The sequence below is a fragment of the Halomonas urmiana genome, from assembly GCF_005780185.1.
Taxonomy (GTDB): domain Bacteria; phylum Pseudomonadota; class Gammaproteobacteria; order Pseudomonadales; family Halomonadaceae; genus Halomonas; species Halomonas urmiana.
The window spans coordinates 1-10,152 of the sequence record NZ_VBUI01000049.1 but is presented as its reverse complement, the minus strand read 5'-3'; the positions used below and the strand labels follow the sequence as shown (position 1 = coordinate 10,152).

The 10,152-nt window shown below is 47.0% G+C and carries 9 protein-coding genes and 1 pseudogene; all 10 read left to right on the top strand.

What is annotated here, in order from left to right:
* Positions 1–1,124: 1,124 nt before the first annotated feature.
* The 10 genes and pseudogenes from FEI13_RS18420 (at position 1,125) to FEI13_RS18380 (ending at position 9,857) form a co-directional block, all read left to right on the top strand.
* Positions 1,125–1,562 (top strand): hypothetical protein, encoded by a 438-nt coding sequence (locus tag FEI13_RS18420; RefSeq protein ID WP_138182956.1) that lies wholly within the window; start codon positions 1,125–1,127, stop codon positions 1,560–1,562.
* Between the two features lie 79 nt (positions 1,563–1,641).
* Positions 1,642–1,764, top strand: coding sequence for a hypothetical protein (locus FEI13_RS19680; RefSeq protein WP_275668766.1), 123 nt, complete (start codon positions 1,642–1,644; stop codon positions 1,762–1,764).
* Complete coding sequence (locus FEI13_RS18415) at positions 1,761–2,555, top strand: peptidoglycan recognition protein family protein (protein WP_138182955.1); 795 nt, start codon at positions 1,761–1,763, stop codon at positions 2,553–2,555. The genes FEI13_RS19680 and FEI13_RS18415 overlap by 4 nt, the downstream gene beginning before the upstream one ends.
* Before the next feature lie 386 nt (positions 2,556–2,941).
* On the top strand, positions 2,942–4,825 hold the full coding sequence (locus FEI13_RS18410; protein ID WP_138182954.1) for an SIR2 family protein: 1,884 nt from the start codon (positions 2,942–2,944) through the stop codon (positions 4,823–4,825).
* A gap of 432 nt (positions 4,826–5,257) precedes the next feature.
* Complete coding sequence (locus FEI13_RS18405) at positions 5,258–6,175, top strand: SLATT domain-containing protein (protein ID WP_158294571.1); 918 nt, start codon at positions 5,258–5,260, stop codon at positions 6,173–6,175.
* Positions 6,176–6,308: 133 nt separating this feature from the next.
* A pseudogene (locus tag FEI13_RS18400) lies at positions 6,309–6,861 on the top strand (IS5 family transposase); the annotation flags it as partial.
* A 766-nt stretch (positions 6,862–7,627) separates the two neighbouring features.
* On the top strand, positions 7,628–8,197 hold the full coding sequence (locus FEI13_RS18395; RefSeq protein ID WP_138182952.1) for a hypothetical protein: 570 nt from the start codon (positions 7,628–7,630) through the stop codon (positions 8,195–8,197).
* 114 nt (positions 8,198–8,311) lie between these two features.
* A complete protein-coding gene (locus FEI13_RS18390; protein WP_138182951.1) occupies positions 8,312–8,944 on the top strand; it encodes a hypothetical protein in 633 nt (210 codons plus the stop codon).
* A complete protein-coding gene (locus FEI13_RS18385) occupies positions 8,944–9,285 on the top strand; it encodes a hypothetical protein (protein WP_138182950.1) in 342 nt (113 codons plus the stop codon). The genes FEI13_RS18390 and FEI13_RS18385 overlap by 1 nt, the downstream gene beginning before the upstream one ends.
* A 104-nt stretch (positions 9,286–9,389) precedes the next feature.
* Complete coding sequence (locus FEI13_RS18380; protein ID WP_138182949.1) at positions 9,390–9,857, top strand: hypothetical protein; 468 nt, start codon at positions 9,390–9,392, stop codon at positions 9,855–9,857.
* Positions 9,858–10,152: the final 295 nt, after the last annotated feature.

The following is a 10,152-nucleotide window of genomic DNA, read 5'->3' as shown; positions in this document are numbered from 1 at the left end:
CAGCAGCTTCAGGGCCATGGTATGCCTGGCGTGCATAGACCGTTGCCTGCGAGCAGACTTTTCGGACAAAACCTAGTTCTGGTCTCGAGACCCTGGCCGTGCAGGCACCGGAGATATCCAGACAGCGATTGACGTGGTGCGCTCGCTAGCCTTCTGCTCACAACTTGGGCTCTCACCAACTGAAGGTCCCTACCTGCTTGTAACTACTGACTACCCTGGTCCCGGGCTCGTATCTGACCTGCCCAATACGTTCTATGCGCTGAGGAACCGGGCCATCCTACGTTTACCGGATCCTCAGACGGCGGATTACGAAGGTTTGATGGAGGACATTCTGGAGGCGGCGTACTCGGGTGACCTACGTAATCTGGAAAAGGGAACGCAGGGTTTCTGGCGTGCCTGGGAAAGTATCTTCCAGTCTGCTCAGGCCGGAGTAGCTAGCGCTGCTGGAAGAATCAGGTTTACCATCAAAACTGTCTTCTTTGAGGTAACCGTTGACTGACCACCGTGACAAGACACCGGCGCCGACCGGCAGAAAAGGGATCCAGAGATGGCACTATGGAAAGTTGATAATTCTCTGGGTATGGGGTGGATTTCTTGTCGCTTTAAACCTCTATGTTGTGGTATCCCTACCTTCTAATTGGTTTCCCCTAGGCACTATTCTATTGTTGGTAGCAGTGTTTATACCCGTGGGACTATCTATAATTACGTGGAAGTGGCTGACTGGTAAGGAGCGAACGGATACGTGAGCTGCGCCACATATTCCCTCTGTTTCGATTTAGTTCAGCGGGCCTGAACATGACAGGATTAGACGTTAACGCTCTTGTACGCTGGAGGTTGCCCTCTCGCGGAAATATCCCGTCCCAGAATGTCGATAATGACATGGTATTTTCGGCCTTTGACTTTCTTCCTGGCTTCGTAGCTACTCGTTCAAGTGCTTACGATTTCTTTAGATGTAAGCTGCGAGCAGTATCACCAGTAAACGCGCGGCATACACATCAATTATAAAAAAGTGTAAATATTTGTGCAGAATTCTAAGGAGATTGAGCGACTATTGCATTGAATTTAATAGCATATAGATTGGTGATTTGCTTATTAATATAGTGACTCTAGAAAGGAGTTTTACAATGTGCAGAGAAATTCAAGCCAGTGATGCTAGGGAGTTCATGCAATTTTCGATTGATGCTGTTTCTAAACTCCCATCGGAAGAGATGATATCTCGCGTCTCTGTTGACTCACCCGCTGATGAAATGGCTATTTTTTATATCCGTCAAGGAACGATGGTAATTCAACGATTCGCTGATTGCTTTGCCACTGGGCAGATGGACGAAGAAGAAGTTTGTGCACTCTATACTCTCCTAATACAATCTGAAGAGATGCTCGGAGTTGCTGTGCAATCCGCGACTGGTGCCAAAGGTAAGAGTTGCATTGGCACATGCTCAGATGAAAAGAAACAATGTAAAAAGGCTCAACAAAAACAGTGTGGATGGAACTCATTTCTTTGTAAAGCTAATTGCTTTTTTTCAATAAAGGTCGGTGGGGGTGGTTTGCCAATACCAGGCTAATCTGTTTAAAACTGAATTTAATAAATAAGCGCAGGTTCTGCGGTGTTCAGGGATGCTTCCAATACAAATGAGGTGATCTATGAACAACGAAACTGATATCCAGAACGACGATGAAATTGATGGCTGTGCATGCGAATTTACCGCCGAGGACGCCACACCTGACGAAGACCTACCTGCTGCCGATGGAGGAGTAGCCGAATGAGCTTTCAATTGACATGGTTGCCGAAAGTGCTTCTCGAAGCTGGGCTCAAAGTCGCTGAGATAGACGGTTGGGCCAATCGTGGAAGAGGCAATATGTCCAGTTCAGTAAAAGGCGTTGTGTGCCACCACACCGCCGGCATACCTACCAAGAATATGCCCAGTCTCAATATTCTCATAAACGGTCGGAACGATCTGCCCGGTCCTCTGGCACAACTTGGACTTGGTCGTGACGGTACTTACTATGTCATCGCTGCTGGCCGTGCCAATCATGCTGGACGTGGTAGTTGGAATGGGGAGTCCGGCAATAGCCGGTTCATTGGCATTGAAGCCGAGAACACAGGTCATGCTACTGGGCCCAATGCTGATCCTTGGCCAGCGGTTCAACTAGATGCATACAAGCGCGGTGTTACAGCGATTCTGACTAAGCTTTCGCAGGATGAAAGATGGTGCTGCGCTCATAGGGAGTGGCGGTCTTCTAAACCCGACCCTCACTCAATCGATATGGACGAATTCCGTAGTGACGTCGCTCAACTAATGGGCAATCCCGCATCTGGTCCATTAATTCCTCACAAGGATCACGATGATCGCCCCACTCTACGAAGAGGTAGAGCGTCAAATCCTCGCTTCTTAGTCAAAGAAGTACAAAAGAAAATAGGTTTCGTTGGAGACAAAGTCGACGGCTTGTTTGGCCCGATCACGGAGGCGGCTGTCCGGCAGTATCAACGCGATAATGGACTTGTGCCTGATGGTATCGTCGGTCCCAAAACTTGGGCTGCATTTGATAAGGTGTAAATGTATTTTTGTGTTAGGAATGACGCTTTTTTCTGGTTGCGCCTAGAGCGGATAAATCCCAGAGACATACAATGTTAGTTAACATCTGGAAGATACTAATTTAGATGTATGGTCTGTATCACAATGCCTGACTAATTGCTTGAACTCATGAAAACTATCTTAGAGTGTGTTCCTCCAAGAAGATGTTAGACAGCCTTATAAAAATGCTGCTGGTGGAGATCGTGAATAGAACTATTTATCATGTCTTCAATAATTTTTAGAAGGTCATTAGACAAGACAATTCTATATAAGCCTATTGAATGCTGTGGTTCGTTTATTTTTTTTGTAAATGTTCAGTCTGAGATTGGCTGGACATAAAGATAAATGCATATGATTGGTTTTCAAAAATGAATAATGAACTAAGAAGTATCAGAAGTGAAACCGGAAATGCTCTTAAGCTTGCAAAAAATGATCGCTGCAAGATCGTTCCAATCTTGGGCGCGGGGCTTTCTATGCCAATCGGTCTACCAACTTGGGCAGTGTTGGTGAACCGCTTGGCTGAAAGCGCCAACATGTCAGTATCCGAAAGCGGTTACAGTCATACGCTCCTTAAGATCCGTCAGAAAATGGGGGAAGCCGAGTTCGTAAAAAGAATCCAGCATGAATTATCGATTCCCCCGCAAGCGACGACTCTGACACTTCAGGCGCTGGTACAAGCCGACCCTCAATACCTAGTGACCACTAACCTCGATTATGCCGTTGAGAACGCATTTCGACTTGCAATGCAACCGCTCACATCCCATTCTATCCTTTGTGGCACACCCGATGATCTCTCACTTTTCGGAATACCTTCAGAGACTCCGCAATTACTTAAGCTTCACGGAAGCCTCGAGCGACCATGGACATGGATCCTTACGAGCGATGAGTACGATTGGATGTATGCAGAAAGGTCCATGGTACAGGAATTGATCCGTCATCGTATTGGGACACCGCTTTTTCTTGGGTTCTCGCTTAACGATGATGATATCAAATTGTGCTTGCGTATGGCGCGCGTATGGAATGTACGTAGCTATGCGGCTTTACGAGTTAATGAGATTGCCACCCGCCGCGATGAGCTAAACCAACTGAACATAATTCCTATACCTTTTGATTCTTTTGATCAGCTGCCTGAAATCGTAGACGAGATTCTAGGGTGTCGTCCAGTTCAAGCCGAAATCCATATTTCCTGTAGCGAACAAGCTCAGCGATTATTCGTTGGGGCTGCAACTATATCCGTTCCGAACTCGTTAGTTAATTATGATGCACCTACCAAATCTTTGTTGGTCAACGCTCTCATTGGTACCCTTCGGAATGCTGTCGATGGCCGTCCGATGCATTCGCTAGTGGACAATCAACCACGTCGAGATAGTGGGCAAAAGAAGAACTACCTCAAAGAGATTCGGTCACTAGTTGAGCGTTCTGACGACCCAATCGTTGCTGACTTGGCTGAAACGGCGGTCTCCGTGCTTATAAATTACCAAGACCTGTTCTTTGAAGCGCTACTACCACACGTCCTCTCTGTCTCAAAGAATAGATGCTTTGAGTTCTTATCTATGGTTTACAAGCACTTGGATGATCACAGTCGGCCACGACTGGAGAAGTTTCTCATTGACTCTCTCGATGATTCTTCCCTTGCGCCTAGGCGAGTACGCGACATCGCTAAGCAGTTGGCATTAAGGGGTGCCCACCCAGCCCTAATGCTGCCGCCGCCTGGAGTATATTTCGATAATTTGTTTGCATGTAAGTACCCTCTTACTCGATACCAAGTTGGGCAGCTCTTGTCTGATCAAGAATTGATACGTGAGCAATCTGTGCGACCATACACTTTGCATGATCTGAACGACGTATACATCATACTTGAGCGTTTATTCGAGAAGACTGGTCACAGATGGCGACTTCCTACAAAGGAGGAATGGATCATGCTTGCAAGTCTAAAGCCAAACGCATGGCCATGGGGAGAAGATTTGCTAAATTATCAAGCACAGGCACATCTTAACTTCCTAGGGATGCCGCCTGCTGAGGGTCCTATCGAAGTAGGCTGTTTCCCCAAGGGGGCATCCCCGGAAGGGCTTGTTGACTTAATCGGTAATGTTTATGAATTATTGGACGCACCCAAAAGTCAACAACTAGCTGGCGGCGCCTGGACGACTAATGTTCACTCCAATATATCGATTAATAACTTTCGATTGTTTCGAAAATTAGGTGGAAAGGCGAACAAAAATATAGGTCTACGGCCAGTATGTGAGCAATAGAATGTTTGTAATACGAGGCGACACATTTCAGTAACAACAACGGATGTGCTATCCTTTGTACTGAAAATTAGATTTTCTGATTTCAAGCAATAAGCGTAGCAACTGCGGTTTCCAGATCTCCTTAGTAATCTACCAGAAAATCCTGTACCGATGTCCGATAACCGGGGAGCTTTCGAGGGCTGCCATTCACCCTTTTTGACCTCCTTGCGTAGCTTGGCTTACTGCCGTACCAGGCCATTGTTGTTCTTGTTGCTTCCATACCGGCCGGAGCAGTATAAATTTAGTATCAAGCAACCAGTATTTTTCTTCTCTAAAGATGGGAGTATAATATTTCAGTTTTTAATTCCTTGGGTTTTAATAAGGTTGAGTGATGATTTTTTTCCGTGTTTACCATGTGTCCTGATTATGCCGAGTCTCTTTATAGACTGAGTGGTGAAAATTGTGGCTAAAAAAACTGACATAAAAATAGATGAGTTGGGAGTTTGGAAGGATTATTTAGGTATTGCTCCTGATGATGCATCAAAGAAAATTTATGAATCCGCAATCGCAACCTCTAAAAAAGCACGCGAGTGGTATTGGGTAAGCAAAAATGCTAAGAAATATGCATCTCTTATTATAAGGTCAGCTAGTTTTTCTTTGTTGGTGCTTGGTGTGGCATTGCCGTTATTTGCCGGCATGTCTGTGGACGCCCAAGAGAGTCTTTATTTAACGCAATCTGGTGTCGCCGCATTAGCTGTGGCAGGCTTGCTTCAAGCTGCCGATCGGATTTTCGGTTGGTCTAGTGGTTGGCTAAGATATGTTGCCACTGTGACAGAAATGGAGGCAAAAACTCACAAATTTATATTAGATTGGACTGGTTATACAATCAAGAAAGATGGACCGCTCAATGAGCTTGATAAGTGTGCTCTTTATGAGATGGGAAGAAGTTTTGTTGATGGAATTTTAAAGCTTCAAAACGATGAGACTAATAAATGGATTTCTGATTTCAATAGCAGTGTAGCTTTGCTAAATGACCTTATAAAATCACAGCGCCTTTCATCAGAGAAAGCTCAGGAGGAGTTAGAAATAGTTTTAGCTGAAAAGAAAAAGATAGAAGAGGAAGCCGAAAAGGCTAATTTGCCTGGTGGTTTAGAGGTGAATATAAAGCATAAAGATTCTCCTATGGCTTTGAAAATTGGTATTGATGATGAGCAGCTTTCTGAGTTCGTTGGGAGGTCATGGACTAAAGAGTCGATCCAACCTGGTCAGCATACTGTAAGGGTGTTAATTGAGCAACCTAAACAGGAGATTAGGAGATTAGTGAAGATTCTTCCGGATGAAATAGCGACAATTGACATACATTTGGGTTAATATGCGTTTATGTATGATTAGTAGTGTGTCTAAATCGGTAGCTAGCGAGCTAAGGAAACCCTGCATAAATCTTGCCGCAGCTGCCTGATCATCAACGGCGGGATAGAATCTTGGGACAGAGCACCAGAACAAGATCAAGGTTACCCGCCGAGATTGATCCCGACCCAGATGTAGGCCTTGGTGCCTAGGCAGCGGCTCATCGACGCGCTGTCGTCTTTCTACTTCCCCAACGCGTCGGGCAAGCGTGACCGACCGCCGGTTGGCCTGGAGCGCATGCTGCGGATCCAATTCGTGCAACAATGGTATGCGCTCGCCGACGAGGCGCTAAAAGATGCTACCTACGACAGCCAGGCCATGTGCGATTTCATCGGTATCGACCTGGCCGTCGAGAGCATGCCGGACGCGACCACGCTGTTGCGCTTCCGTCATCTGTTGGAGAAGCATGCGCTGACCCAGCGGATCTTTGAGGAGATCAGCGCCAGCCTGACCGAGAAGGACCTGTTCATGCGCAAGGGTACCATCGTCGATGCCACGATCGCGGCGGCCCCGTCCACCAAGAACCATGCCAAGCACACTAACCGGAGATGAAGCAGACCAAGAAGGGCAATCAGTAGTATTTCGGCCTTAAGGCCCATATCGGCGTCGAAGCTATCACTGGGCTGACCCACCGTGTCATCGCCACCTCGCCACCTCGCCACCTCGCCACCTCGCCATCGTGGCCGATGTCACGATGGCAAGCCATTTGGTCCGTGAGGATGACAAGCGGTGTGGGCTACCCCTGCATGTGGAGTCTCCTGAACGAAGAGAAGGGTGATGCGGATTTCCGGTTTTGTGTCACGGCTAAGCTCTCCCTGACCCCGGCATTGCCACTGCCGCCGAGGTAGCCTTGGCCCTTGCCAGCTCTGCTCGGCCCCGCCCATCATCGTGTGGGACTGGCTTTACCATCCTTGACCACATCCCCACATCCCCACATCCCCACACCTTCCATCTCACCAGCCCCATCGCATCTCGACGCTCTCATCAACAACTCATTTTACTGACACGATTCAAGTCCACCATTCGCTAATCGCACGAAGGTTGATTAGGATGTAATGTGAAAGTATGTATCTGCCTCATGCTGTCGTGTCTCAAAATGGCGACGCTTCGGGCTTCCACGCCAGGGAAGGCATCAGCACGCGTCTGGATTCCCTCGCGGTAGTGTGCCTGGTCATATGAAGGGATGCGTTCAAGCCCGGTGCATCAGGTGGAAGGAGCGGAACGACCGTTTTCGGACAATGGTGGAAAGTCCAGCATGTGCCTGAGGTGTCGACACTAAGGGCGGAGAGCCGACATTCGCTGCGGTAGGAACGCGATTAATGAGCTTGGGTTATCGCACCCCGATAATCCTTTAAGTGGCCGTCAAATGTTATGGGATTGATTGTCAATGCGTGATCAGCAGCAAATATTACGACCATGAGTGTAACCTTCTACCTCCACCGAAATCTAAGCGCTGGCGATAAGATTTTTAGCGAAACCGCCCTGCTGGCTGCTTCGCGATTAATTGTTGTCTTGGCCGAACCCGGTGCAGGCAAGACTCGTTTGCTGGAGAGTTTGGCGCAGCAGCAGGGAACCTCGGCTGTCACCGCAAACCGCTTTGCCCACACGGCTACGCGGAAAATAAATCTCCATTGCTCATTGATGCATATGATGAGTTGGCCAAGAATGTATTTGGCTGTTAGAACCTTCGGTCCGAGCTGGAAAGTCGTGAAAAAAGTTGTAAGTTCGGGCATCGTTGGGCCATCTACTTATCGCTTGGCTACCGAGACTGTTGATGCTCCAGATTTTTCTGATGAAAAAATACGGGAAATTATAAGTAGTATTGGTCCTGAACTGGGCGTAGCGCAATTAGATCAACTGTCAGATTCCATTAGACAAAATTATGGTTCTGAGAAGTTGCAGCAAGAAGTGCCAACTTTAAGCCCTCCCGAACGCGGCGTACCGCCCGACCCGGCCAAAGATATTAGAAGAATGCTTGGGTGGTGAGCCTAACAAATCAATCAACTTCGCGCCTGCGGCGCCGGACGCGCTAAAGCGCACCGGTTATTGAGTCTTTAGGCAGCTATAGAGATATATTTACCTACCAACAAGGAGAAGAAAATGAGGGTGACCATAAAACTTAACAAAGCTATCGCTATCCCGTTAATCGCGGTGTTTTTCACGATTCTATCGGGATGCACAACGGTTCTGGTATCACCATATGACGAAAAATTAGTAACAGATACTGAAGAATTTTACAAAAAGGCCGCAGAAATTATCGAGGAAGGAAGGTCGGCGAGCCCATTAAAAGACTCCGATAGGGCAGCAATAGATGACCCTTCTATGCACAGCGGACATTTCACGCAATTTGAGAGCGACTATAATTCCTTAATTATAGATGCCGAAGCTATGATGCTCAGAGCGATGGCAAGCGATAATAAAATTAACTCAACAGGCCAAACTCTACAATCAAGAATTTCAGAGGTGGTAGAAAATATCTCCCCTTCCAACTGCCAAGAGTTATCTGCTGAGTTCGAAAACACAAGCTTAACTGCGAAAAATTATGTTGATCTAAAGTGTATTGTGCTTAAGTGGAAAGAGCAGCATTCAGATATGGAGCTAACAGGAGATACACAAATTCTAAAAAAGGCGAACTGGGAGGGGCGAAAGCTGCTCGTGTTTAATGCGGTATTGGCCATTCAAGAAGCGGAAGGTTTCAAGAAACGAGAAACCAATCTGGAGGAAAGTAAATAATGGGTACAATTAATGGTGTAGATTTCGATCGCGTACTGGATGATGCCGTCAAAGCAGCTAAGGCTGTAGTGAACGACAATTGGGATGAGGTCAAGGAAATCGTAGAAAATATTGGTAAAGGCTTAATCAATGACGTTTCGTTTGTAGCCAAAAAAAAACTGTCCGGCGAATTTAACGAAGAAGACGCCAAGGTTTTTATAGATGACCAGAAAATGCTTGCTAGAATAAGGCTTCGGTCCGTGGCAATAATTACGCTACAGTTGTCAGAAAGGATATGGAATGCTATTGCTAATGTATTTCGGGTCGCTATTAATTCCGCTATTGGATGGGATGTCTTGTAATCAGTGCCTAACAATCGCATAAACTCGGACCCGCCAAAGCTTCTACGCTTCGCTGCGCAGCTTTGGGCGGCCGGTTAGGCGAGACGTTAAGAATAGGGAGAACTGTGCCAAAAGTTACGTTCGATGCCATCAAAGCTGTCTCCGACGAATTTTTCCGTCGACATTGGCCTTCCACGGAAGCCGAAGTACCAAATTGGAATAGTCCGTGGAATCTGGTCGGAACACTGCCTGGGCACAACAAACAAGGGATATATCTGCTTTTGGGGGAGCATGACCAGGTCCTATATATTGGCGTTGGCGCTTCTTTAGGCGGTGGTAAATATACAGGGTATGGCCTTGGTGCAAGGACGAATCAATATTTCCGCATGGCAGAAGGTCAACGAAGTGTTGCTGTAAAGAATAGACAGTACACCCCTAAGAAAAAATGGGCCGATCGGGGCGTGTCTCAGGCGATTACTCTGGGTTTTCACCAAGACTACGCATACTTGGCTTATGGGTTAGAGGCCTTTCTGTTGCGGGAAGTAGAAACTCCCTACAACAAAGTCCGCTCTGCCAGAGCATCAAACTCTTAACAATTCGCTGTGCCGGATGCTCCTTTCGTTGCACCGGTAAGATCGGCGTTATAGCGGAAACGATTTGGTATGGTGAGTTTGAAAAAAATTCATCTTCTGGCTCTTTTAGGTTTCGGTGCGTGGAACTACTACACGAATAACGTAAATTCTTCGCTCCGCTGGCCTGGGGTAGGTGAGACTTCCAAGGAAGCACCTGTTTATAATCCCCAAACTAGTTTTAGGTTTTGTCCGAAAAGTCTGCTCGCAGGCAACGGTCTATGCACGCCAGGCATACCATGGCCCTGAAGCTGCTGGC

Excerpts from the sequence above, each read along its gene's own strand:
- FEI13_RS18420 (WP_138182956.1), top strand. The coding sequence starts at position 1,125 with ATGTGCAGAGAAATTCAAGCCAGTGATGCTAGGGAGTTCATGCAATTT.
- FEI13_RS19680 (WP_275668766.1), top strand. The coding sequence starts at position 1,642 with ATGAACAACGAAACTGATATCCAGAACGACGATGAAATTGATGGCTGT.
- FEI13_RS18415 (WP_138182955.1), top strand. The coding sequence starts at position 1,761 with ATGAGCTTTCAATTGACATGGTTGCCGAAAGTGCTTCTCGAAGCTGGG.
- FEI13_RS18410 (WP_138182954.1), top strand. The coding sequence starts at position 2,942 with ATGAATAATGAACTAAGAAGTATCAGAAGTGAAACCGGAAATGCTCTT.
- FEI13_RS18395 (WP_138182952.1), top strand. The coding sequence starts at position 7,628 with ATGAGTGTAACCTTCTACCTCCACCGAAATCTAAGCGCTGGCGATAAG.
- FEI13_RS18390 (WP_138182951.1), top strand. The coding sequence starts at position 8,312 with ATGAGGGTGACCATAAAACTTAACAAAGCTATCGCTATCCCGTTAATC.
- FEI13_RS18385 (WP_138182950.1), top strand. The coding sequence starts at position 8,944 with ATGGGTACAATTAATGGTGTAGATTTCGATCGCGTACTGGATGATGCC.